This window comes from Burkholderia sp. Leaf177 (genome assembly GCF_001424345.1).
GTDB lineage: Bacteria > Pseudomonadota > Gammaproteobacteria > Burkholderiales > Burkholderiaceae > Caballeronia.
Genome location: NZ_LMPF01000002.1, coordinates 183,292 through 206,835, shown reverse-complemented (window position 1 = coordinate 206,835; position 23,544 = coordinate 183,292). Strand labels below are relative to the sequence as shown.

Here is a 23,544-nt window from a genome sequence, read left to right as displayed (position 1 = left end):
GTCAGAAGTTGGTGTTGTCCGCGCCCTTGAGTCCGAGCATGGCGCGCGCTTCATCGGGCGTTGCAATATCGAGCGAGAGGCCTTCTATCACCTGGCGGATTTTCACGACTTGCGCGGCGCTCGACTCGGCCAATTTTCCGGCCTCGATCCACAGCGAATCCTCGAGTCCCACACGCACGTTCGATCCTTGCGCAACACCTAGTGTCGCAAGCGGAATCTGATGACGTCCCGCCCCGAGAATCGACCATACGTAATCGTTGCCGAAGAGACGATCGGCGGTACGTCGCATGTGCATCAGGTCTTCCGGATGCGGCCCGATACCGCCTAGCAGGCCGAACACGCTCTGCACGAAGAACGGTGGTTTCGCGAGACCGCGATCGACGAAATGCGCAAGGTTGTAGAGATGCGAAATGTCGTAGCACTCGTATTCGAAGCGGGTGCCGTTCGCGCCGCAAGACGTCAGGATGTATTCAATGTCCTTGAACGTGTTCTTGAAGATCAGGTCGCGGCTGTTGGCCAGATGCTGACGCTCCCAGTCGTGCTTGAATTCCTTGAAGCGATCGAGCATGGGGTAGAGACCGAAGTTCATCGAACCCATGTTCAGCGATGCAACCTCCGGCTTGAAATGATGTGCCGGCTTCAGGCGTTCTTCCACCGTCATGTGCGGACTGCCGCCGCTCGTGATGTTGATCACCGCGTCCGTTTCGGCCTTGATGCGCGGCAGGAACTGCTGGAATACGGCGGGGTCTTGCGTCGGCCGTCCGTCGACGGGATCTCGTGCATGAAGGTGCAAAATGGCCGCGCCTTCTTTCGCTGCGGCCAGCGCGGCATCGCCTATTTCTTGCGGCGTGACGGGCAGGTATGGCGACATCGACGGAGTATGAATCGCGCCCGTGGGCGCGCACGTGATGATGACCTTGCGCTTGGTAGCCATTGCGTTCAGACCTCTTGTCAATTGAGAGACGTGTTCAGAGCACTTCGACGTTGCCGCACACCGAGATGGCCTGCCCCGAAATACCGCTGCCGCCCGGCGAGCACAGGAACAACGCGGTCGCGGCGACCTCCTCCGGCGTAGTCATGCGGCGCAGCGAGATTTTTGCGAGGTAGTCCTTCTCCATGTCTTCGTAGGAGAGGCCGAGTTGCTGGGCGCGCGCGGATATCACACGCTCAATGCGAGGCCCTTTCACGATGCCCGGCTGAATGGCGTTGACGCGAATGTTGTCGGGTCCGAGTTCGATGGCAAGGCTTTTCGTCAGCCCGACCACCGCCCACTTCGTCGCTGAATATGGCGTGCGAAACGCGTAACCCAGGCGTCCCGCCACCGACGACAACGCGATGATCGATCCGCCGTCGCGCGCCTCTTTCAGCAACGGCACGGCGCGCCGCGCGAAATAGAATTGCGCGTTGAGATTGACGTTGATGGTCTGCTCCCACTCGCCCACATCCATCTCGTCGATACCACCCGTCGGACCCGCAATGCCCGCGTTGTTGATCAGCACATCGAGGCCGCCTAGTTGCGTCGCGACGTCATCGAAAACACGGTCCACTGCCGCGAGATCCGCAACATCTGCAAGCGTCGCGGTGATCGCGTTCAGCTCGGTGCTTTCTTCGGCTTTGAGAAGCGTCGTAATGGCATCCTGGCTCGCGTCGCAGACATGGACGCGCGAGCCGGCATCGACGAAAGCACGCGCGATCACAAGCCCGATACCCGATGCACCACCCGTCACCAGCACGCGCAACCCCGCGTGCGGTTTCAACATTTGCAGAACCGTCATGCTCGTCTCCGTTGATGTTTTTTTCTAAAGCTTTGTTGATTACGCGCGTCTGCTACGCGCGTCTGCTACGCGCGTCTGCTACGCGCGTACCGCCTCCCTGCTTTGCAGGCGCTCCTGCAAGTCCGCCGCTGCGCCGCCGATGTCTTCCTCAATACCCGCTCGCGCGCCTTCGCCATCGCCCTTCCAGAGCGCATCGACAATCTTCTTGTGCGCAGCCATCGATAACCTCATGTGCGGAATATCCGGCGCCACGAGGTTCAGGAACGGCCCGATGCGCATCCACAAATTCTGGATCGTCGCGAGCGTCAGGTCGCTTGCGCCGTGCGTGTAAATGGCGATATGAAACTCGAAGTTGCTGCGTAAATACCCCGGGACATCACCAGCTTCTACGTGCGCGTGCATTGCATCGAATACATCTTGCAGCGCGCTCAAATGCTCCTTCGTCATCCGCGATGCAGCGCGTTTCGCGACGCATCCTTCCAGCGATATCCGTACATCCCGCAACTCATCGAGCAAATCGAGCGTCATGGGCGGCACCATGAGCGCGCGGCCGGGACCGTCGATTAACGCGCCTTCGGCTTGCAGCCGTGTCAGCGCGGCTCGCACCGGCATGGTCGATGAACCCACTGCCTCCGCGACGCCGCGCAGGCTCAACGCCTGGCCCGGCGCAAAGCGCCCGGTCATGATTGCTTCGCGTAACTGGGCGTAGACCCGCCCCGCCATGGTTTCGCGCGCCACGAGTTCGAGCGGCAATGGGTCGCTTGCTTCGCGCGCGCCGGCTCGTGTTGTGCCTTGTGCCATGAATTAAACAACTCCTTACGCGATCTGTGACCTGTGATCACACCTTGATACGAAGTGTGGTGCCCGTTTGGTTTTGCGTCAAGAAGCAGCGCATAGGGGAAAACGCGGGTCGGTGAAATTGGCAGGCACGAAAGCCTGTCATGCGCGCGCGAGAAACTAAAAAGCGTTGTCGCCGTACCTCTGCGCTTAGGCATGAGACGTGCAATAGCCAGCCTTGGTGACAAGTACTTTCCCGCCAATTTCAGCAACCCTGGAGCATTCATGGCTACAACGACCAAGAAACCGAGCGCCGCTTCCGCCGCTCTGACCACCCCGACCGACCTGGGCAACGACGCGCGCAAGCAAGTTGCCGAAGGCCTGACAAAATTGCTGGCCGACGTCTTTTCCCTCTTCGTCAAAACGAAGAACTTCCACTGGCACGTGAGCGGGCCGCACTTTCGCGACTATCACTTGCTGCTCGATGACCAGGCGCAATTCGTCTACGACATGATCGATCCCATCGCCGAACGCGCGCGCAAGCTCGGCGGCACGACGTTGCGATCGGTCGGACAAATCAGCACGTTGAAGCGTCTCGCCGATAACGACGCGGATTTCGTGCCGCCTATCGACATGCTCAACGAGCTGCGTAACGACAATGAGTCGCTCGTGAAATACATGCGCGAATTACACGACCTGTGCGACGAAATGGAAGACGTGGCGACGGCCAGTCTTATCGAGAACTGGATCGACCAGACGGAAGAACGTGTCTGGTTTCTGTTCGAAGCAACACGTTCGTAAGAGCGTGAATGCAGTTGAAGAAAAGGCGCCGATGGCGCCTTTTTTACGCGCTGCGAATTCCGCGTCGAGCCGATGGAATAAACCCTCGAGCATAGGCGTTTCCCAAAGCAGCTGACGACGCAACGCGTAGTATTCAAGCACTCGGCCGGGATCCAAGGACAGCCTGGGTCGAAACGTCGTGAAGTTCCATTGGTCCATAAAAATCAGGAAAACCGCTCATGAAACTCAATCGTATGCTGACCGCTGCCGCCCTCTCGCTGACGCTGGCCGTACCTGCGCTCGCCTTCGCCGATACCGTCAACCTCAAGGCCGACCTCAAGGCGTCGTCCGAAGTCCCGCCAAAGGACAGCCAGGGTCATGGCAACCTGGATGGCACGTATGACACGTCATCCAAACTGTTGAGCTGGAAGGTGACTTACGCCGACCTGACGGGCCCGGCCAGCATGGCGCATTTTCATGGCCCGGCGCCTGCGGGAAAGAATGCCGGCGTGGTGATTCCTATCGATGCAAGCAAGTTGCCGAGCCCGATCGAAGGCAGCGCGACGCTCACCGACGCGCAGGCGAAAGACCTGCTCGCGGGCAACTGGTATTTCAACGTGCATACGGCGAAGAATCCCGGCGGCGAGATTCGCGGTCAGGTGGAAGCGGCCAAGTAAGTAGACCACGAAGGCGCCAGGCGCAATCAAGCATGACAAGCGGCGAGCTACGGATTCTCGCAGCGAAAGCTCGCCGCGTTGTTGATGCTGCCCTTTCCGACGTATCGCGGATATCCGGGATAGCGGCACAGCGGCCGGCTGCGTCCATTCGTGGCGCTTGCTATGTCGAAGCCGACCAGCGTCTCCGGAGCAATGTTCCCCGTTACCCATTTGTCGAGCGCGCCGAGTTCATCCCAGGCCGGAATGAACACGCCGTTGCCATGCTGGAATCCCGGCACCATGTAAAGCCGCATGAACGAATCCACGATAGCCTGCCCGTACTTCGCAACGAGCGAATGATAAAAAGCGATGGTCTGGTTCGGGCTGATGACTTCATCGGCGAGACCGTGCATGGTGATCAGCTTGCCGCCGTGGGCAATGAACGCGGACATGTCCGGGTTCATCGCGCCGACCGTCGACGATAAATCCACCAGGCGGCCTTTGTAATCGCCCGGATGATCTATGTCGAAGTCGAGCGTATTAAAGCGCAGGTCATGCGTGACGAAATACTTCATGTAGCTGTCGCCTTGCGTGAACAGATAACCGTTGGCATCGAAACGCGGCGGTTGCAGAAGCACGCCGGAATTGCCGAGTCCCAGTCCGCTCGTAAAATCCACGCCCTGGAAAACGTTGTATCCGTAATAACGCGTCACGCCATGCGCGAGTTCGTACGGAAGCGTGAAGCCGTCGCGCAGGGTTTCGAGCGTCGCCAGTTGCGCTTCCGACAAACAGCTGTCCCGCTGCGAAGGCCGTTGCCCGCCCGCGCAACGCAACTGCGCGATGATCTTCGGCTCGCGTTCACGGCACGCTTCGACGTTCGCCACGATCCCGTCGAGCGCGCCATCGAGTCCATCGCATTCTTGCAGCACGGTCTCGACCACACGCTTTTGCTGCACGGGGCCAACGAAGCCGCCCGGCGTCCCATAAGCAGCACGCCCGACTTTCACGCCGATCAGCCGCACGCCCGAAAAGTTGATGGCCGGCGCGTTCGCGATCACGCCGTCGTAGTCATCGGGATAACGCTCGATCACGGTGAACGCTTCGCGCCCGCCCGTGGAGCCGCCGGCGAAATAGGTCTGCTCGGGTTTGCGCCCATAACCCATGATGATCAGCGCGAGCGCCACGTCGTGGGTTTTCTTGAGATGCCCGTAGCCGAAGTTGATCACGGCTTCGTCGTTCATCGCGAAATCGGCGCGGCCCGAATTGCCGACGTGACCGGAATCCGAGCCGAATGTCGCATAGCCGATCGACAATGGCGACGCCGCCGGCGCGAACGCGGTCGGTTCCGTACCGCTCACGATCACGCCGTTATAACCACCGCCGCCCATCTGCAGCGCGCGGCCGTTCCAGCGCGCCGGAAGGTTCACCTCGAAGCGGATGTCGGGCGTGGTATCGAGTTGCGCCTTGATCACGCCGACCAGCCGGCAATAATCGCCGTTGCGATTGCGCGGAGCGGCCGCGGCCACGAACGATGCATCCGTAATGATCGCCCCGCGCGTGGGCAATCCGATCACCGACGCCGGTACGTCCTTGCCTTCCAGCTCAGCGCAATGCTTGACCACGTACGAGGCTGCGCTCGCATGGGCGCAGCACGCGAACAAGGCGGTCATCGAGAGGGAACGCAGGAGACGAAGTGTGGCTTGGGGCATCGATTACAGGTTGATTACCGCGGACGGTATGGGACTGTCGCCTGAAGCCTGAGACCGTTTTAGGCCGACGCCGCACAATATATAAGAAGCTTCTTATTGAAAGGAATCCAATCCGCCGCGCGTTGTGTTTGCACAACCTTGTGCTTACAAGCCGATTAATCCCACGGATAAATGCGCCAAGCCGCGCCAGCGCTTTCGCACGCCGCATGCCTGACGTTGACCTGCGCTCATTCACCGCTCATTCACCCGCTCATTCACCGGCCCATTCGCCGCGCAGGTCGCTGTCTTGCAGGAGTTCCAGCAGCGTTTGCGCCGGTCGGCTCAGATGCTTCGCTGCCAGCGCGATGAACTCGACTTCCGGCAATTCAGGCAATTCATCGCGATTGGCCGGCGGCGCCAATCCCCTGCCCGACAAAAAATTCGAGCGCACCGTGAGCCCCAGCCCGCCACGCGCCGCTGCAATGCACCCCGCATACGAACTGCTCGTGCAAACCATTTGCCATCGGGCGCCGACGGCCGCAAGCGCATCGAGCACCACGGCGCGCGTGACGCTCGGCTCGGCGACGAGAATCAGCGGCAGCGGCTGCGCGAGATCCACTTCGGTCCCGGTCCGCGCAAGCCATTCGAGTTTGCCGGAAAAGAGTGGAATGCCGCGCCGGTCGCCCAGCCGCCTTTTTCCGATCAACAAATCGATAGCGCCCGCATCCAGTCGTTCATAAAGCCGTCCCGTCATGCCGATGGTGATTTCAAGCTCGACATCGGGATGCGTGCGCCGGAACGCGGCGAGCACGCTAGGCAGCGGCCCGAGCGCCATATCGTCCGATGAACCCAAGCGCACGCGGCCACGTAATCTTGGCGAACGAAATTGCGATTCCGCATGCGACATGGCTTCGAGGATCACGCGGGCGTGGACGAGCATGGCTTCGCCGTCGGCGGTAAGTGCAAGCGAATGGGTATCGCGGACAAGCAGGCGGCGGCCTACGTGATCCTCCAGGCGCCGGATGTGTTCGCTGACGCTCGATTGCGTCAGGCTGAGCTGACGGCCGGCGTCGGTAAAACTATGCGACGCGGCCACCGTCGCGAACGTGTTCAGCCAGACAGGATTGAGCATTCGGCATTGTTATCGGATATACCGATCACAGTCAATGTTGCCAACGGGGTTCCCGATAACCACGCATCGTCTTAAAATCTTCACATTGCACGGGATTCCGCGCTACAACAGCCCAGCAACACACGAATGACCCCAAAAAATTCACATACGGCGCTTCTCTGGATCGTGGCCGTCGGCTTTTTCATGCAGGCGCTCGACACGACCATCGTCAATACCGCCCTGCCTTCCATTGCGCGGAGCCTTCACGCGCAGCCACTCGCCATGCAGCCCATCGTGGTCGCGTACACGCTGACCATGGCGCTTCTGACGCCCGCCTCGGGCTGGCTCGCGGATCGTTTTGGCACGCGGCGCGTGTACTTCGTCGCAATCCTGTTGTTCGTGATCGGATCGCTTTGCTGCGCGAACGCACAAACGCTCAATCAACTGATCGTGGCGCGCGTGATCCAGGGCATCGGCGGTTCAATGCTGCTGCCTATCGGACGGCTTGCCGTGCTTCGCAGCGTGACCGGCGAGGCTTATGTATCTGCGCTCGCGGTGATTTCCATTGCCGGGCAGGTCGGCCCCATTCTCGGCCCGACGCTCGGCGGCTGGTTCGTCGAATCGTTTTCGTGGCACTGGATCTTCCTGATCAACGTGCCGATCGGCGCAGTCGGTTTGCTCGCCGTGCAGCGTTTTCTGCCCGATGACGCCATCGCCGATGCCCCGCCTTTCGATTTCATTGGCGGCGCGCTGTTGTCGCTCTGCATGGTCGCGTTTTCCATGGCGCTCGATAGCCCCGCGCAGACCCACAAGGTGCTGGTATCGGGTAGCTTGTTCGCGGTTTCCGCAATTGCCGCGCTCTCGTACATTCCATATGCAAGGCGCCGGGCCAATCCGCTCTTCAAGCTGTCCTTGTTCAGCGAGCCGAACTTCAGCGTCGGGCTAATCGGCAACTTGCTGTGCCGGGTTGGATCGAGCGCCGTGCCGTTTCTCTTGCCGCTTTTGATGCAATTGCAGCTCGGCTACACACCGCTGCATTCCGGCTTGATGATGCTGCCCGCCGCATTCGCCGGAACGGTCGCGAAGGGCTGGATCACGCCGCTCGTCAAGCGCTACGGCTACGACAATTTCCTGCTGTGGAACACCATTCTCGTCGGGGCGTCGATAGTCGGCTTCGCTTCGTTCTCGGTGAGCACGCCGCTTGTCATCGAAATCGCGATTCTCGCCGTGTTCGGCGCGTGCAATTCCATGCAGTTCGCAGCCATGAACAGCGTCACGCTCAAGGGACTGTCGATCAAGGACGCCGGCAGCGGCAACAGCCTTTTCTCGATGGTGCAGATGCTCGCAATCGGACTGGGTGTATCGATTGGCGGCGGCCTCGTGTCGGTCTTTTCCACGAGCCTCGGCTCCGCGGCGCTGGCCTTTCGCATTGCGTTCGTGTGCGTGGGCGTGGTCACTTTGGCGTCCGCCATCGTGTTCCGCTTCCTCGATGCCGTCCCGCGACCCGCTGCTCGCCCCGCGACTTCCTGAGCCTTCGTCTGCAAGCATCGGCGGTAGCGTTTAAGCTTGTTGAATCTTCAACCTGGTCAATCGCTCGAGGAGTTCGCCTTGGAATATCGTAAGTTTGGGAAGACCGGCCTGACCGTTTCGCGCCTGTGCCTCGGCACCATGACGTTCGGCTTGCAGACTGAAGAAAACGTGTCGCGCAGCATCATGGATCGCGCCGCGGAAGCGGGCGTGAATTTCATCGATACCGCCGACGTCTATCCACTCGGCGCTGACGAAACGCGTTCGGGCCGCACGGAAGAAATCGTCGGCCGATGGCTGAAGGACACGCCGTCGCGCCGCAGCGAGTTCATCCTTGCAACCAAAGCCGTTGGCAAGATGGGCCCGATGGCGTGGGATCAGGGCGCGTCGCGCAAGCATTTGCTGGACGCCATCAATGCATCGCTGAAGCGGCTCGACACCGATTACGTGGACTTGTACCAGTTGCATAGCGACGATCGCGAAACGCCGCTCGATGAAACCCTCGAAGCGCTCGATATCATCGTGCGCCACGGCAAGGCGCGATATATAGGCGTATCGAATTTCCTGGCTTATCGGCTTGCAACCGCGCTCGGGCGCTCCGACTTCCTGCGCGTGGCACGTTTCATCTCCGTCCAGCCGCGATACAACCTGCTGTTCCGTCAGATCGAGCGCGAACTCCTGCCGCTCGCCGCCGACGAAAATCTCGCCGTGATTCCCTATAACCCGCTCGCGGGCGGCTTGCTGACCGGCAAGCATAAACACGATGCCAAACCATCCGATGGCCGTTTCACCGGCACGGTCGGCAAGGCTGGCGAGATGTATTCGCAGCGCTATTGGCACGAGCGCGAGTTTGAGACTATCGCGAAGCTGCAGAAGATCGTCGATGAAACCGGCGAGTCGCTGACGAAGACATCGGTGGCCTGGGTGCTGTCGAATCCGGCGATCACATCGGCGATCATCGGGGCGAGCAAGCCCGAGCAATTGACCGATAGCCTTGCCGCTGTCGACCTCAAGCTCGACGACGCGCTGAAAGCGAAACTCGACGATGCAACGAAGGAATATCGCTGGGGCGACGCCGCGCGTTAATCCACGAAAATGCCGGACCGCGCGGCACGTGCGAACCTAATACTTCGTGATGTCGCGCGGCTCGAATTTTCTCGACGGGCCACGCTCTTTCGCCGTGACGACCATCGCGCGGCCGAGTTGCTGCGTCGTGGTTATAGCGTTCGGAAACGAGCGTCGCAGCAGCGGAAACAACGGGCTCATCAACGATATGGCTGCCTGATACAGGGGCGTCTTCGAGCGGATGCCGTCCATCGGCTGGATCGCTCCGGGGCGGAACATATACGCCGCCTTGAACGGCATGCGCAGGAGCGCGTTCTCGGTGCGCCCTTTCACTCGCGCCCACATGGAATTGCCGCGCTCGGTTGAATCCGTGCCCGAGCCCGAGACATACGAGAACGTCATTCCCGGATTGAGCCGCGACAAAACCCGCGCGATGCCAAACGTCAGGTCGTAAGTCAGATGCGCGTAGTCGGCCTCTTTCATTCTGAACGACGACACGCCGAGGCAAAAAAAGCAGGCATCGAAACCGGTCAGCTGGTCCTCGATTGCGGTGAGATCGAAGAGATCTCCATGCATGATTTCCGCGAACTTCGGATCTAGTTGCCGCGTGGAACTACGCCCTACAGCGACAACCCGTTCGACGTCAGCGTCGAGCAGACACTCGCGCAACACGCCCTGCCCGACCATGCCTGTCGCGCCAAAGATGATGACTTTCATATGTTCTCCGGCGTTTGAACGCCACGCTTTTCACCCGGCGTTTCTCCGTTCTTCGCGCCCCACTCCACACCTGTGAGTTTCACCGATACATCCCAGAGCCTTGCGGCGACTCCCACGTCAGTGGCTTGGTGCGAAATCCGCGCTTCCGATGGCGCCCCGGTCAGTTCCTGAAAACCCTTCGGTCCATAGTACGCGGCGCCGCGTGCTTCCGGCGCGGTGGCGGCGAGGAGCGTGGGCAACGCGCCTTCAGCCGCGCTGTGGCTCACGAACCGCGACAGTAGCCGGCTTGCGATGGCAAGCACGCCCGATGTTCCCGGTCCGTTCGCGATCAAATCCGTCCGTGCGAATCCCGGATGGGCGGCGAGGCTCTTGATGCCCCAGCCGTTTGCGTCGCTGCGCCGCTGCAGCTCGAGCGCGAACATGAGCATGGCGAGCTTCGATTGCTCGTAGGCGGGCCAGGCTTTGTACACACGCTCGCCCTGCAGGTTATCGAAGGCGATCTTCCCTCGCCTGTGCGCGATGCTGCTCAAATTCACCACGCGCGGCGCAGCGCTTTTTTGCAGCAGCGACAGCAACTGCGCGGTCAGCGCGAAGTGCCCGAGATAATTGGTGCCGAACTGGCGTTCGAAGCCATCGATGGTTTTCTCGTGCTGCGGCAACATCATGACGCCGGCATTGTTCACGAGGATATCGATTGGTTTGCCTTCAGCGAGCAGATGTTCCGAGGCGCGCGAGATCGATTTCAAACTTGCCAGATCGATCATCTCGAAGCTGACGCGCGCATGAGGAACTTCGCGGCGGATGTGCTCGAGCGCGCTACGGCCTTTAGCGTCATTGCGACCTGTGAGAATCACCTCGGCGCCTGCACGTGCCAATTCCAGCGATGTTTCGTATCCCAATCCGCCCGTCGCGCCCGTGACGACAACGCGCTTGCCAGTTTGCGGCGGGATATCGGCGGTAGTCCATGTGCTCATCTGCATAGCATCTCGAATTAATTGCGTGAGTAATCAGTCATTAAATCGGCGATAAAAACACCGGGTATTCAGGCAACCGCATCAATCAGCCGCTTCGCGTGCAACGCCCCGCCAAAACACATCGAAGCCAATCTTTCGATACAACCCTGCTTCATTGGGATAAGCGTTCATGAATCCCATTGTGGTTTCGGCTAGCGCTTTCATGCTCGCCGCAATGAATTCGCACGGATACGCCTGCAATATTTCCGTCCTGATGCTGTGCTGCGCGAGCGCTTCGATCTCGGCAAACGGCTCGTAGCCAACCGCCTTCGACTCGTCGGTGACAATGTCGGCCACCGATAACTGGTCGAGCACATTCAGCCGCTGCGGATTGGCAACGCCCCAATCCACGAACGCGTTCCACACATACTCGAGCCGATCACGCACCGGGCCTTGTCGTGGGAAATGCGCCATCAGGGCATCAGCGAGTTCAAGCTTGATGGACCGATACAACGCGTTGACCAGATCGTCCTTGGTGCGGAAATACGTGAACAGCGTCCCTTCGGCGACGCCCGCCTGCTTCGAGATAACCGAGGTAGGCGCTGCGGCCAGGCCACGCTCGGCGAACACCTGCTCTGCGGCGAGAAGTAGCGCATTGCGTTTGTCGTCGCTTTTGGGTCGGGCCATTAAAGGTCTTGCAGGTTAAATGAGTGAATACTCAATTATAACCTTTTTATGAGAGTTGGCTCACAACCAGCGATGGTAAAATTTACTTAGTCCTCGCAGGTATGACGATGGCGATTGGTCTAATGCCGGAGGCACTCATTTATGAGGTGCATCGGCAGTGTTAACTCTTTCTTTTTTTCCATCATACGAGCTGCCCAATCTCTAAATCTTTTATGGCTTTTGCACATTCTGTCTTGCAGCCACTCCTTACCTTTCTGCGCCACGCGGCAGACGCGCAGGACGATGGACGACTCGAAGCCCGAACGATTTGGTTGCAGGCAGCGTCACATCTCCAAAATATGGATGATCGCTCACTTGATGGATTGATAGTTGAGCTGATTCAACAAGAGCAGTACGAAGTAGCGGCCGCACTCACTGAAGCTGTCGTTCATCTGGACCCGGACAGCGTCGCGGCAAATTTTCGGCTCGGGTACGCGCTGCAATCGGCGCAACGGCATCACGACGCACTGCACCCATATCGCCGCGCGATGACTATTGAGCCCGACTTCCCCAACCTGCGAAATAACTTTGCAATAGCACTCAGGATGTCGGGCGGCGACCGTGTCGAGGAATTAAAAATTCTCGACGCCGCCGTCCATACAGGTGCGGCGAATAGCGATACCTGGAGCAATCTCGCGCTCACCCGGCTAGCGTGTCAGGACCTCGATGGAGCGCTGGCTGCCGGCGAGCAAGCAGTGAAGCTCGACTCTCGCAGCACGGGCGCGCGGAACAATTTTGCATTGGCACTCAAGGAAGCGCAGAGGTGGGAGGAAGCAGAACACCATCTGTCTGTCGCATCGAGTCTGGCTCCCGATGATGCTTCACTTCGCGTGGGCCTATCAGTAATGCGCCTGTTGCGCGGCAATTACGCCGAAGGCTGGTCTGGGCACGAAGCGCGCTGGCAGACACCATTATTGATGAAGCTCGACGCGCGCCCTTTGTTCAATGTCCCGCGTTGGCAGGGCGAGCTACTTAGAGGTAAAACGTTGTTGGTGTGGGGCGAGCAAGGTATGGGCGACGTGCTGCAGTTCTGCCGATACATCCCCCATATGGCCGCACGTGTCCACAAGGAAGGTGGGCGCATAATTTGGAACTCTTTTCCGCAGATGGGCGAATTGCTGTTGCGCAGCCTGGGAGAACACGTGGACGAATACAGAGCTGAAGCCCGCGTCGACGCCCTGCCACACTTTGATTACGAAGTCCCTTTGCTGAGCCTGCCACTTCGGCTCGGCACCCATGCAGCCGTCATTCCACATGCGCACGCCTATCTAACGCCTGATGCAGCGGCACTAGCGGCATGGCGCGCGCGCCTTGCAGGAGAAAAACGGATCAAAGTCGGACTTGCATGGACCGGAAGCCTCGATCACGGCCGCAATCACCTTCGGAGCATCGGCTGGGAACGCTGCGCCTCCCGGTTCCGTGAACTCGAAGGCGTGGCTTTTTATTCGCTGCAACCCGGCGCGATCCAAGACCTTGCCGCTGCGCAGGCAGCGGGTCTCGCTATCACTGATTGGACTGCGGAGTTCTCCACTTTCGACGACACGGCGGCATTCGTCAGCGCATTGGATCTGGTCATTACCGTATGTACGTCGGTCGCTCATTTAAGCGGCGCGCTCGGCCAGCGCACGTGGGTACTGCTCGACGTCAATCCTTACTGGCCATGGCAGCTAGAGCGGCATGACAGCCCTTGGTACTCGACAGCCACACTGTACCGGCAGGCGCAGTTTGGACAGTGGGACGAAGTACTCGATCGAGTTGCGCATGATCTGACCGCGCTTACAAGTCCTCCCGTTTGAGCGGCACGGCAATTCGTTTCGGAACCTTAGCTCGCTAACAATAGGTTTCTAGCCGGCTTTTTCTAGCTTCAGATCTGCGCAAAACGCCGGGTGGATCAAAATTTGCTAATGCTTCCCGTCCGGCGATTGCTTCTATCGGAGCCAGGCGTTGAAGCCCACTCCCTCGCTCAGTTCGCCTCATATCAAGGCACTTATGAATAACCACTCGGTTCACCAGAAGTTCTTCCACATCCTGCTGTTTGTAGTCACGGTCGCCCTCTGCTGGATCCTGACACCGTTCTTCGGCGCGATATTCTGGGGCACGATTCTCGCCATCCTGTTCCAGCCGATGCAGCGTTACCTCGCCGCCAAATTCGGCAAGCGCCGCAATCTGGCTGCGTTCGCAACGCTTGGGCTGACCATCGTGATCGTGATCTTGCCGCTGAGCTTCGTCGCGGCCACGCTGGTTCAGGAGATCGGCCTCGCCTATACGCAGATCAAGTCGGGCCAGCCCAATTTCACCACGTACTTCCAGGAAGCCATTCATGCGCTGCCGAAATCTGTGCAGACGCTGCTCGGCCGCTTCGGGTTGACGGATATTCCGAGCATCCAGAAACGGCTTACCGACGGCGCCGCCGCGATCAGCCAGTTCGTTGCGACACAAGCGTTCAGCATCGGCCAGAACACGTTCCAGTTCGTGATCAGCTTCGGCGTGATGCTCTACCTCGTGTTTTTCCTGCTGCGAGACGGCGGCGAAATCGGCCGGCGCATTCGCCGCGCGCTGCCGCTCGATGAAGCGCCGAAACAGCACTTGATCGCCAAGTTCACGACAGTCGTGCGTGCAACCGTGAAGGGCAATATCGCCGTTGCCGCCGCTCAGGGTTTTCTCGGCGGGATGATCTTCATGTTCCTCGGCATCCAGGGCTCGTTGCTTTGGGGCGTGCTGATGGCGTTCCTGTCGCTGCTTCCGGCCATCGGCGCAGCGCTGGTCTGGGCGCCGGCAGCAGCGTATTTCCTGCTCACCGGCGATATCTGGCGGGGCGTGATCCTGATCGCGTTCTGCGTGATCATCATCGGTCTGGTCGATAACATCCTGCGCCCCATTCTCGTTGGCAAGGACACGAAGATGCCGGACTGGGTCGTACTGATTTCGACTTTGGGCGGAATGGGCCTGTTCGGTATCAACGGGTTTGTGATCGGACCGTTGATCGCCGCGTTGTTCATGGCGGCTTGGGATCTGTTCACGCAAAACGAAGAAGGTCAGGCTGAAGGAACGCGGACCATCGATAAGGTCTGAGTTTGCCTGCTGAATGAAAACGGCTCGCTGATTGGATCAGCGAGCCGTTTTTTTATAAAGCTCAACTAGATTCAGCGCCGTTCCGCGCCCGTGTATTTGCAATCGAAGCGTTTCCTGACCGTGCCATTTTCATCGACGCTTTCGAGGTACACATCGAACTGCCACAGCCGCGCCATGTGCTTCAGGACTTCTTCGCTGTCGTTGGTGAGATGACGGTTATCGGTCATGAAATGGCGCAGCGTGAGGCTACGATCGCCGCGCGTATTCACCGAATACACCTGGATATTCGGCTCCCGATGATGCATGTCGTACTGACGCGATAACGCCTGCCGCACGTACCTGTAACCGCTTTCATCGTGAATTGCCGATACCTCCAGCGAGTCGCGCATGTCGTCATCGAGAATGGAGAACAGACGCATCTCGCGGATCAAATGCGGCGACAAATACTGCGCGATAAAACTCTCGTCCTTGAAATTGCGCATGGCGTAATGCAGCGCTTCTAGCCAATCGCTGCCCGCGAGCTCCGGAAACCATTCGCGGTCTTCATCCGTCGGGTTTTCGCAGATGCGGCGAATATCGCTCATCATCGAAAAGCCGAGCGCATACGGATTGATCCCGCTGTAATACTGCTTGGTCACGGGCGGCTGATACACCACGTTGCTGTGCGAATGGAGAAACTCCATCATGAAGCCGTCCTCGAGCCGGCCTTCCGCGTACAGCGTGTTGAGCAACGTGTAATGCCAGAACGTGGCCCAGCCTTCGTTCATGACCTGCGTCTGCCGCTGCGGATAAAAATATTGCCCGACCTTGCGCACAATGCGAATCACCTCGCGTTCCCAAGGTTCGAGCAAAGGCGCGTTTTTCTCCGCGAAATACAGCAGGTTTTCCTGCGGTTCCGGCGGATATCGGCTTTCGATTTCTTCGGTTGTCGTCGCCTTCTTGTTCGGCAACGTGCGCCAAAGCTCATTCACTTGCGACTGCAAATAGGCTTCGCGTTCGCGCCGCGCGGCGGCTTCCTTTGCCAGCGATAACTTCTGCGGCCGCTTATAGCGGTCGACGCCGTAGTTCATCAGCGCGTGGCATGAATCGAGCAATTCCTCGACGCGATCGATCCCGTGCCGCTCCTCGCATTCCGCAATGTAATTCTTCGCATAAACCAGGTAATCGATGATCGCGTGCGCATCCGTCCACAGCTTGAACAGATAGTTGCCCTTGAAGAACGAGTTATGCCCGTAAGCCGCGTGCGCGATGACGAGCGCTTGCATCGTCATCGTGTTCTCTTCCATCAAGTACGCAATACACGGATTCGAGTTGATGACGATCTCGTACGCGAGACCCATCTGTCCGCGCCTGTAACTCTTTTCGGTCGAGAGAAAATGCTTGCCGAACGACCAGTGCCGATAATTCACCGGCATTCCCACCGACGCGTACGCGTCCATCATCTGCTCGGCGCTGATCAGTTCGAGTTGAATGGGATAGACGTCGAGCCCATAACGTTGCGCGACGCGCGAAATCTCGGTGTCGTACTCCTCGATAAGCTCGAAGGTCCAGTCCGACGGACACGGCAACGGCCTCTTTTCCGCCACGTTCATGGTGTCTCCTTCCGGCGTCGCGCTCGCGCGCGGCTTCCTGGCCTTTTGCGGCGCGCTGTCTTGTGCAGTCAATTCTTCGCCAGGTTTCAGATGATACCCACGTGCTTCGTTGTCCAAATGCCTTGTCGTCATGCAGCCGCCTGTTGTTTTTCGAACAGTTCGCGAAAGACCGGATAAATATCCGCAGCCGATTCGACCTTTTTCATCGCGAGTTCCGGCGCGCTTTGGGCCAGATGAGCGTATTCGACCCAGAGGTTCTGTTCTTCGGGCGCCACCTGAATGTACGCAAAATATCGCACCTTATGCAGGATGTCTTCCGAAAGAAGCTTGCGGCACTTGGGTGAATCGTCGGTCCAGTTATCGCCGTCCGATGCCTGCGCGCCGTAGATGTTCCATTCCGATGGCGAATAACGCTCGTCCATGATCTTCTTCATCAGCTCCAGCGCGCTCGATACCACCGTGCCGCCGCTTTCGGTCGAATGGAAAAAAGTCTCTTCGTCCACTTCTTCCGCACGCGTGTGGTGGCGGATGAAGACCACTTCGATCTTCTCGTAATTGCGGTTCAGGAACAGGTACAGAAGAATGAAGAAGCGCTTGGACAAGTCCTTGCGTTGTTCGTCCATGGAGCCGGACACGTCCATGAGGCAGAACATCACCGCCTTGCTGGAAGGTGTTGGCTGCTTGGCGCGGTTCACGTAACGCAAATCAAACGGGTCGATAAACGGAATCCGCGTGATGCGCCCTTTCATGATCACGATCTCGGCTTCGAGCCGCGCTATTACTTCGGGGTCGCCTTTCTCGTCGAGAAGTACTTCGAGCTGGCGCTCCATTTCGTGCAACTGGCGCGACAAGGGCGAACCCAGCGCAATCCTGCGCCCAAGCGCGCTGCGCAGCGACCGGACGACGTCGATGTTGTTCGGCGTACCTTCCGCCGAAAAACCCGCACGCACGTTCTTCCATGTCGGCACTGCGGCCAACTGGGTTTTCACGAGACGCGGCAGTTCGAGGTCATCGAAAAAATACTGCATGAACTCTTCCCGCGAAAGCTCGAACACGAAGTCGTCCTGCCCTTCGCCTTCGTTGCTCGCGGTCTTGCCGCCACCGCCTCCGCCGCCGTTCGGACGAGCAATCTTGTCGCCACGAATGTATTCGGCGTTACCCGGATGCACGAGCTCGCGCTTTCCGCCAGGTCCATGCCGGAACGACGGTTCGGCGATGTCCTTTTTCGGAATCGTGATGCTCTGCGTACTTTGAATGTCCTTGATGCTACGGTCTCGAACGGCGTCCGACACCGCGCGGCGAATGTAGTTTTTGACACGACGCAAAAAGCGTTCGCGGTTGGCAATGCTCTTGTTCTTACCGGCTAACCTGCGGTCGATGATTTGATGCAGCACATCCAGTCTCCCGCGTAATTGGCGAGGAAGCGAAGCGTCCGTGGTCCGATGCGAACCACCAGCACTCGCCAAGGTGCTCGCGTTTCACCGGCTGGGTGCCGGCGTCACGCGAACGTATGACTATGGAACTAGCAACACACTACTGATTCAATCACGTTTTGCCTGATTTCGCTTGGGAACAGATTTCCTCCTTGGCTCAAGACTGAACGCAGTGCCACGCATCACGACGACTTGCGAACCCGCAGATACCAGTCGCACAAAAGACGCACTTGCTTCGGCGTGTAGCCCTTCGCGACCATGCGGTTAACGAAGTCCTCGTGCTTGCGCTGTTCTTCCGCCGATCCCTTGGCGTTGAACGAGATCACCGGCAAAAGCTCTTCGGTATTCGAGAACATCTTCTTCTCGATCACGACCCGCAGCTTCTCGTAGCTGATCCACGCCGGGTTCTTGCCGCCATTCGCCGCCCGCGCCCGCAGCACGAAATTCACGATCTCGTTGCGGAAGTCCTTCGGATTGCTGATGCCGGCAGGCTTCTCGATCTTTTCCAGTTCCGCATTCAGCGAAGCACGGTCGAAACTTTCGCCTGTGTCGTGGTCGCGGAATTCCTGGTCCTGAATCCAGAAATCGGCATAGGTCACGTAGCGATCGAAGATGTTCTGACCATACTCGGAATACGATTCCAGATACGCCGTCTGAATCTCCTTGCCGATAAATTCGGCATAACGCGACGCCAGCACATCCTTGATGAACGACAGGTATTTCTGTTCAGTCTCCGGCGGAAATTGTTCGCGCTCGATCTGCTGTTCGAGCACATACATCAAGTGCACCGGATTGGCGGCAACTTCCGTGGAATCGAAGTTGAACACGCGCGAGAGAATCTTGAACGCAAAGCGGGTCGACACCCCGTTCATGCCTTCGTCGACACCAGCAAAATCCCGATACTCCTGAAACGATTTCGCCTTCGGATCCGTGTCCTTCAGGTTCTCGCCGTCATAGACCTGCATCTTCGAAAAGAGGCTGGAGTTTTCCGGTTCATGAAGGCGCGTCAACACCGCCATTTGCGCCATCATCTTCAACGTGCCAGGCGCGCACACGGCGTTGGTCAGCGAAGAATTACGCAGCAGTTTCTCGTAGATCTTCATCTCTTCGCCATAGCGCAGGCAATACGGCACCTTCACCACGAAGATACGATCGAGCAGTGCTTCGTTATTCTTGTTGTTGCGGAACGTCTTCCATTCGGACTCGTTCGAGTGAGCCAGCACCACGCCGTCAAACGGGATTGCGCCGAAGCCTTCCGTGCCCTTGAAGTTGCCTTCCTGGGTTGCTGTCAGCAGCGGATGCAAGACCTTGATTGGCGCCTTGAACATTTCTACGAACTCGAGCAAACCCTGGTTCGCGAGACACAGACCACCCGAATAGCTGTAGGCGTCGGCGTCGTCCTGCGAATAGGTTTCGAGCTTGCGGATGTCGACCTTGCCGACGAGCGACGAGATGTCCTGATTGTTTTCATCGCCCGGTTCGGTCTTGGCAATACCGATCTGACGAAGGATGGAAGGATAACGGCGAACGATGCGGAACTTGCGGATGTCGCCATTGAATTCGTGCAGGCGTTTAACAGCCCACGGACTCAGGATGTTCTTGAGGTAACGGCGCGGGATGCCGTATTGCTCTTCGAGAATGGGACCGTCTTCGTCGTAGTCGAACAAGCCCAGCGGCGACTCGTTGACGGGCGAGCCCTTGATTGCATAGAAAGGAACACGCTCGGCCAGTTGCTTCAGACGTTCGGCAATGGATGACTTGCCGCCGCCTACCGGACCCAGCAAATACAGAATCTGCTTCTTCTCTTCCAGCCCTTGAGCTGCATGCCGGAAGTACGACACCACCTGCTCGATCACTTCCTCCATTCCGTAGAACTCACGGAATGCCGGATACACCTTGATCACCTTGTTTGCAAACACACGCGATAAACGCGGGTCCGTGCGCGTGTCGACTGACTCCGGTTCCCCAATAGCCGCCAACATCCGTTCGCCCGCTGTTGCATACGTTGCAGGATCGTCTTTGCAGAGCGCGAGATACTCTTCGAGCGAGAATTCCTCCTCGCGGGTTTTTTCGAAGCGGGTCGCGAAACTGCTGTAGATATCCATGCTACCTCCTCGCCGAAGTCAGAAAGCAATGTGTGCGCGGCGCGCCTAATCAGAACAACATCGCTTCAGTTCATCCTAAACCTATTCGAATTTTTTTTCATGCAAATGCGTTGCTGATTTGCTTCGAAGTATTCCTAGCTTGGTGGAATATTTTCGTTCACCTACAATCATCATCCCGACTCGCGAAACGTCTTCGGCAATAGCTGCACAGCCTTGCTGTACAAGCCCTGGACCCATGCGACACGTTAGCAGCCAAACAACCGGGCTGCTGCTGCCGCGGACGAGTTGCGCGCCGCGTTTGTACTTCTTGCTAATCGTTCGCTTAGTGGTCGCTTAGTGTTCGCCCATCGTTCACTTAACGTCCGCTTATCCATTGCCTTAGGCCGAGCTTATCTACCGTTCATCCACAGACTCATCCACATGTTATCCACCGGTATTAGCTTCTGTATCGGCGGGGTGAACGGCTGACTACATGCGTATATACGCGCATCAAAGCCTAAACGATGCAGACCTTATGCCCTTTTTCCAACATGGTGCGCGCCGTCATTTAGTAACGCTCTCATCCATACATTACGATGCGGCCTCTTTCTTACACAACGACTCGCAATCGTGTTGGTTGACCGCCGTAACCCCAGCTTCGCGCGTCATTTACGTTATTCATTCACGCAATACCCGATACGTGCAAAGGGATTTAAACAATAAAAAAAGGCACTCATCGAGTGCCTTTGTATAGTGCATTTTCTACGTTGCGTTAGCCGACACATTCAGCGTTACAAATTTGCTGAAGCTTCGTTCATGTACGTCTGGCGCTCGTGGGATGCTTACTCGAGCGTCAGTTCAATATCGCCAATACGATCGATACGTCCACTCACCACACCCGGCCCCTCAATGCGGCGCGCACCCGTATAAGACCCCGTGGTGATCGTCCAGAAAGGCTGAACTGTATGACCGTGAGCGCTGCAATGATTGACGAACCACACCAGCAATTCACGCGGGTCGCCCGCTGGATTACCCGCGCTCGGCGGCACGATGGAGACGCCATCAACGCTTAAATCAAGTCGCGGCGTCAAGAAATCAAACCCGGGCGAGATCACGTCGTACGGTTCCATCTTGCCCACGATCAGTGCGCCGTTATTCTGCGAATCGGCCAGTTGCGCGAGCGGCGCAAGATTGGGCCACTGTGCAAAACGGCTATCGACGATTTCAAGCGCGACCGCCATGCTGCCTAGCGCCGCAAGCACTTCGCTGCGGCTGTAAGCTTCATCGCGCGGTGGCAACGCGTGCGTAAAACGAAACGCGATTTCCATCTCGATCAGTACGCGAAAAAACGAGGCGTGCGCAATCCGCGCGGGCGACGTGTGAACGAGTTCTGCATCGATAGGCGCCGTGTTCGCCTGCGCGCCGGGCGATCGGGCGCCGACTTTCCACGCGCCGATCCGGGCGCCGGTCAGCGACAGGACTTCGTGCTGGATGGCGTAGGCTGCGTTGGCATCGGCTGGAATATCGGCCGATTCGAGGTCCTCGATCAGCGTTCGCTGCCGGCGGGCCTGCACGAGTTGCGCAGCAAGAGTGGATTCGGTCATGGCATGTCCTGAAATGGTTATCGGATGCAGCGCACAGTGTACGGGGAAGTTGGCAAGGGCCGCGAAACGGATGCGCGCACTTCAAGACACCGTCGATACACCGATTTCACACGGACGTTTAAAACGTTGCCGCCAGGTTTTCCGGGGCTGATGCCGCGCGCCGAACGCGCCGTAGACGCGCCGCAAACGAAAAAGCGCCGCAAAACTCGCGGCGCTTCTTAAAACACGCGGTCAATTCAGCTTCAGAATGTTTCCCAGTCGCCACCCGCGGCGGCCAACGGCCGCGCTGCTGCTGCAGCCGCAGGCTTGGCCGGCGTTGTGCGTTTGCCCTTGAACGTTGCAGACGGCCGGAATTTTGCCGCGCCAGCTGTCGAGACATTGCGCGGCGCCGTCCGGGCCGCGCCAACGACCGCGGAACCGTCGTCGTTGAGATGAAACACGGCCACGGCTTCGCGCAGTTTCGCCGCCTGATCTTCGAGCGATTGCGCCGCTGCGGCGGCTTCCTCCACGAGCGCCGCGTTCTGCTGCGTGACTTCGTCCATTTGCGTGACCGCGCGCGCAACCTGTTCAATCCCGCTGCTTTGTTCCTCCGATGCCGCCGCAATCTCGCCCATGATGTCCGTCACGCGCTGCACCGCGCCGATGATCTCGGCCATCGTGCGGCCGGCTTCATCGACGAGAGACGTGCCCGACTGCACGCGTTCCACCGATGTATCGATAAGACCCTTGATCTCCTTCGCCGCCGCCGATGAACGCTGCGCCAAGCTGCGCACCTCGCCCGCCACGACGGCAAAACCACGTCCTTCCTCGCCGGCACGCGCCGCTTCAACTGCGGCGTTGAGCGCAAGAATGTTCGTCTGGAACGCGATTCCTTCGATGATCGTGATGATGTCCGCGATCTTCGCCGAGCTTTGGTTGATATCGCCCATCGTGCCGACGACTTGCGCGACCACGCGGCTGCCCTTGTTCGCAATCTCCGACGCGTTCGCCGCGAGCGAGCTGGCCTGGCGGGCGTTATCGGCGTTCTGCTTCACGGTGCCGGTCAATTCGTCCATGCTCGACGCCGTTTCCTGCAACGCGGACGCCTGTTCTTCGGTACGCGACGACAAATCGATATTGCCCGCCGCAATCTGTTTGGTCGCCGACGCAATGGATTCGCTGCCCGAGCGCACGCTGCGCACCGTGGCGACCAAGCTCGTCTGCATGCGCGCCAGGCCCTGCATGAGCAGGCCCATTTCATCGCGCGACGTAATGTTGACCTGACGGCGCAGGTCGCCGGCTGCGATGGCATCGAAATGTTCGAGCGCCTCATCGAGCGGCCGGCCGATTGCACGGCGCAGCGCGAACCACGAGAACGCAGCGGCGGCAAGCCCGATCACGATCGCGGTCAGGCTGAGCGTCTCGAACGTGGATGCCGCGCCTTGCGCCGCGTCGTAACCCTGGCGGGCGGCATCGAACTGGAACTTGCGCAGCGCGTCGTTGGCGCCCGAGAGTTCGTTGTAGGTTGCCTGCATGGCCTTGGCCGATTCCACGATGCGCGCCTGATCGTTGGCTCTCACCGCTTCATAACCGCCATCGATCAGCTTTTGCAGCGCGAGGCGCTTCGCGTTCGACGTATCGGCGAGTTGCTTTTCGTGGGCGTCCGCAACGGGAAGCTCGGAGTACTTTTTCCAGAAGCCATCGGCCTTGGAGCGCATCATCGCGCCCCGTTCTATGGTCGATGCCGCTTCCGGCGTGCCGGCAAGAAAGGCTGCGCGATCGAACACGAGGCGCTCGCGCGCGGAATAGAGTTCCGCGTTGCTCACGGCGTTGGCGCTGGGCATCTGATTTTCGAACGTATCGCGATAAGCCCGGTTCGCTTGCGTCATGCCGTATAGACCCAGGCCGCCGATAGCTACGAGCAGAAGGCCGAGGAAGGCCATCGTGAGGCCGAGACGGGCCTTGATCGTAAGACTGATGTTCATGATTTTCCTTGAAGCCGCGT

Annotated in this window: 19 protein-coding genes; 6 read left to right on the top strand and 13 right to left on the bottom strand. The window is 58.7% G+C overall.

Annotated elements, in window-relative coordinates; genetic code table 11:
• Position 1 precedes the first annotated feature (1 nt).
• From ASG35_RS04725 to ASG35_RS04715, 3 genes are all read right to left on the bottom strand, one after another.
• Positions 2-934 carry a 3-keto-5-aminohexanoate cleavage protein gene (locus ASG35_RS04725; RefSeq protein ID WP_056353321.1) on the bottom strand — a complete coding sequence of 311 codons (933 nt, stop codon included), beginning with the start codon at positions 932-934 and terminating at the stop codon, positions 2-4.
• A 34-nt stretch (positions 935-968) separates the two neighbouring features.
• A complete protein-coding gene (locus tag ASG35_RS04720; RefSeq protein ID WP_056353319.1) occupies positions 969-1,775 on the bottom strand; it encodes an SDR family oxidoreductase in 807 nt (268 codons plus the stop codon).
• A gap of 78 nt (positions 1,776-1,853) precedes the next feature.
• Positions 1,854-2,498, bottom strand: a complete 645-nt coding sequence (locus tag ASG35_RS04715) for a GntR family transcriptional regulator (RefSeq protein ID WP_082508239.1) — start codon at positions 2,496-2,498, stop codon at positions 1,854-1,856.
• A 339-nt stretch (positions 2,499-2,837) separates the two neighbouring features.
• On the opposite strand from ASG35_RS04715, the gene ASG35_RS04710 reads away from it, so the two are divergent.
• Together ASG35_RS04710 and ASG35_RS04705 are read left to right on the top strand one after the other, a co-directional pair.
• Positions 2,838-3,353 (top strand): Dps family protein, encoded by a 516-nt coding sequence (locus ASG35_RS04710; protein WP_056353314.1) that lies wholly within the window; start codon positions 2,838-2,840, stop codon positions 3,351-3,353.
• 233 nt (positions 3,354-3,586) lie between these two features.
• Positions 3,587-4,009: a CHRD domain-containing protein gene (locus tag ASG35_RS04705; protein WP_056353789.1), complete on the top strand. Its 423-nt coding sequence runs from the start codon at positions 3,587-3,589 to the stop codon at positions 4,007-4,009.
• Between the two features lie 47 nt (positions 4,010-4,056).
• On the opposite strand, the gene ASG35_RS04700 is transcribed toward ASG35_RS04705, so the two are convergent.
• Both ASG35_RS04700 and ASG35_RS04695 read right to left on the bottom strand, forming a co-directional pair.
• Entirely contained in the window at positions 4,057-5,697 is a 1,641-nt protein-coding gene (locus tag ASG35_RS04700) for a tannase/feruloyl esterase family alpha/beta hydrolase (RefSeq protein WP_056353310.1), read from the bottom strand.
• Positions 5,698-5,947: 250 nt separating this feature from the next.
• Positions 5,948-6,808: a LysR family transcriptional regulator gene (locus tag ASG35_RS04695; protein ID WP_056353308.1), complete on the bottom strand. Its 861-nt coding sequence runs from the start codon at positions 6,806-6,808 to the stop codon at positions 5,948-5,950.
• An 84-nt stretch (positions 6,809-6,892) separates the two neighbouring features.
• Here ASG35_RS04695 and ASG35_RS04690 point away from each other — a divergent pair, with 84 nt between their 5' ends.
• Entirely contained in the window at positions 6,893-8,317 is a 1,425-nt protein-coding gene (locus tag ASG35_RS04690) for a DHA2 family efflux MFS transporter permease subunit (RefSeq protein WP_268761111.1), read from the top strand.
• A gap of 78 nt (positions 8,318-8,395) precedes the next feature.
• A complete protein-coding gene (locus tag ASG35_RS04685) occupies positions 8,396-9,400 on the top strand; it encodes an aldo/keto reductase (protein WP_056353786.1) in 1,005 nt (334 codons plus the stop codon).
• Between the two features lie 36 nt (positions 9,401-9,436).
• On the opposite strand, the gene ASG35_RS04680 is transcribed toward ASG35_RS04685, so the two are convergent.
• From ASG35_RS04680 to ASG35_RS04670, 3 genes are all read right to left on the bottom strand, one after another.
• Positions 9,437-10,096: an NAD-dependent epimerase/dehydratase family protein gene (locus tag ASG35_RS04680; RefSeq protein WP_056353303.1), complete on the bottom strand. Its 660-nt coding sequence runs from the start codon at positions 10,094-10,096 to the stop codon at positions 9,437-9,439.
• Positions 10,093-11,070, bottom strand: coding sequence for an SDR family oxidoreductase (locus ASG35_RS04675; protein WP_056353782.1), 978 nt, complete (start codon positions 11,068-11,070; stop codon positions 10,093-10,095). The genes ASG35_RS04680 and ASG35_RS04675 overlap by 4 nt, the downstream gene beginning before the upstream one ends.
• 81 nt (positions 11,071-11,151) lie before the next feature.
• Positions 11,152-11,736, bottom strand: coding sequence for a TetR/AcrR family transcriptional regulator (locus ASG35_RS04670; protein ID WP_056353302.1), 585 nt, complete (start codon positions 11,734-11,736; stop codon positions 11,152-11,154).
• A gap of 212 nt (positions 11,737-11,948) precedes the next feature.
• Here ASG35_RS04670 and ASG35_RS04665 point away from each other — a divergent pair, with 212 nt between their 5' ends.
• Together ASG35_RS04665 and ASG35_RS04660 are read left to right on the top strand one after the other, a co-directional pair.
• Positions 11,949-13,571, top strand: a complete 1,623-nt coding sequence (locus ASG35_RS04665; RefSeq protein ID WP_056353301.1) for a tetratricopeptide repeat protein — start codon at positions 11,949-11,951, stop codon at positions 13,569-13,571.
• Positions 13,572-13,764: 193 nt separating this feature from the next.
• Positions 13,765-14,847, top strand: a complete 1,083-nt coding sequence (locus ASG35_RS04660; RefSeq protein WP_056353298.1) for an AI-2E family transporter — start codon at positions 13,765-13,767, stop codon at positions 14,845-14,847.
• A gap of 71 nt (positions 14,848-14,918) precedes the next feature.
• Here ASG35_RS04660 and ASG35_RS04655 read toward each other — a convergent pair whose 3' ends face one another.
• The 5 genes from ASG35_RS04655 to ASG35_RS04630 form a co-directional block, all read right to left on the bottom strand.
• Positions 14,919-16,571 carry a SpoVR family protein gene (locus ASG35_RS04655; RefSeq protein WP_056353296.1) on the bottom strand — a complete coding sequence of 551 codons (1,653 nt, stop codon included), beginning with the start codon at positions 16,569-16,571 and terminating at the stop codon, positions 14,919-14,921.
• The gene (locus ASG35_RS04650) at positions 16,568-17,833 is read right to left on the bottom strand and encodes a YeaH/YhbH family protein (protein ID WP_056353293.1); all 1,266 of its coding nucleotides are present in this window, start codon (positions 17,831-17,833) and stop codon (positions 16,568-16,570) included. Before ASG35_RS04650 ends, ASG35_RS04655 begins: the two co-directional genes overlap by 4 nt.
• A gap of 221 nt (positions 17,834-18,054) precedes the next feature.
• Positions 18,055-19,977, bottom strand: coding sequence for a PrkA family serine protein kinase (locus ASG35_RS04645; protein ID WP_056353292.1), 1,923 nt, complete (start codon positions 19,975-19,977; stop codon positions 18,055-18,057).
• Positions 19,978-20,798: 821 nt separating this feature from the next.
• On the bottom strand, positions 20,799-21,560 hold the full coding sequence (locus tag ASG35_RS04640) for a 2-keto-4-pentenoate hydratase (protein ID WP_056353291.1): 762 nt from the start codon (positions 21,558-21,560) through the stop codon (positions 20,799-20,801).
• Between the two features lie 242 nt (positions 21,561-21,802).
• Positions 21,803-23,524, bottom strand: a complete 1,722-nt coding sequence (locus ASG35_RS04630; protein ID WP_156393001.1) for a methyl-accepting chemotaxis protein — start codon at positions 23,522-23,524, stop codon at positions 21,803-21,805.
• Positions 23,525-23,544 lie beyond the last annotated feature (20 nt).

Excerpts from the sequence above, each read along its gene's own strand:
- ASG35_RS04640 (WP_056353291.1), bottom strand. The coding sequence starts at position 21,560 with ATGACCGAATCCACTCTTGCTGCGCAACTCGTGCAGGCCCGCCGGCAG.
- ASG35_RS04660 (WP_056353298.1), top strand. The coding sequence starts at position 13,765 with ATGAATAACCACTCGGTTCACCAGAAGTTCTTCCACATCCTGCTGTTT.
- ASG35_RS04725 (WP_056353321.1), bottom strand. The coding sequence starts at position 934 with ATGGCTACCAAGCGCAAGGTCATCATCACGTGCGCGCCCACGGGCGCG.
- ASG35_RS04645 (WP_056353292.1), bottom strand. The coding sequence starts at position 19,977 with ATGGATATCTACAGCAGTTTCGCGACCCGCTTCGAAAAAACCCGCGAG.
- ASG35_RS04665 (WP_056353301.1), top strand. The coding sequence starts at position 11,949 with ATGGCTTTTGCACATTCTGTCTTGCAGCCACTCCTTACCTTTCTGCGC.
- ASG35_RS04680 (WP_056353303.1), bottom strand. The coding sequence starts at position 10,096 with ATGAAAGTCATCATCTTTGGCGCGACAGGCATGGTCGGGCAGGGCGTG.
- ASG35_RS04715 (WP_082508239.1), bottom strand. The coding sequence starts at position 2,498 with ATGGCGGGGCGGGTCTACGCCCAGTTACGCGAAGCAATCATGACCGGG.
- ASG35_RS04630 (WP_156393001.1), bottom strand. The coding sequence starts at position 23,524 with ATGAACATCAGTCTTACGATCAAGGCCCGTCTCGGCCTCACGATGGCC.
- ASG35_RS04670 (WP_056353302.1), bottom strand. The coding sequence starts at position 11,736 with ATGGCCCGACCCAAAAGCGACGACAAACGCAATGCGCTACTTCTCGCC.
- ASG35_RS04705 (WP_056353789.1), top strand. The coding sequence starts at position 3,587 with ATGCTGACCGCTGCCGCCCTCTCGCTGACGCTGGCCGTACCTGCGCTC.
- ASG35_RS04655 (WP_056353296.1), bottom strand. The coding sequence starts at position 16,571 with ATGACGACAAGGCATTTGGACAACGAAGCACGTGGGTATCATCTGAAA.
- ASG35_RS04695 (WP_056353308.1), bottom strand. The coding sequence starts at position 6,808 with ATGCTCAATCCTGTCTGGCTGAACACGTTCGCGACGGTGGCCGCGTCG.
- ASG35_RS04720 (WP_056353319.1), bottom strand. The coding sequence starts at position 1,775 with ATGACGGTTCTGCAAATGTTGAAACCGCACGCGGGGTTGCGCGTGCTG.
- ASG35_RS04710 (WP_056353314.1), top strand. The coding sequence starts at position 2,838 with ATGGCTACAACGACCAAGAAACCGAGCGCCGCTTCCGCCGCTCTGACC.
- ASG35_RS04700 (WP_056353310.1), bottom strand. The coding sequence starts at position 5,697 with ATGCCCCAAGCCACACTTCGTCTCCTGCGTTCCCTCTCGATGACCGCC.
- ASG35_RS04675 (WP_056353782.1), bottom strand. The coding sequence starts at position 11,070 with ATGAGCACATGGACTACCGCCGATATCCCGCCGCAAACTGGCAAGCGC.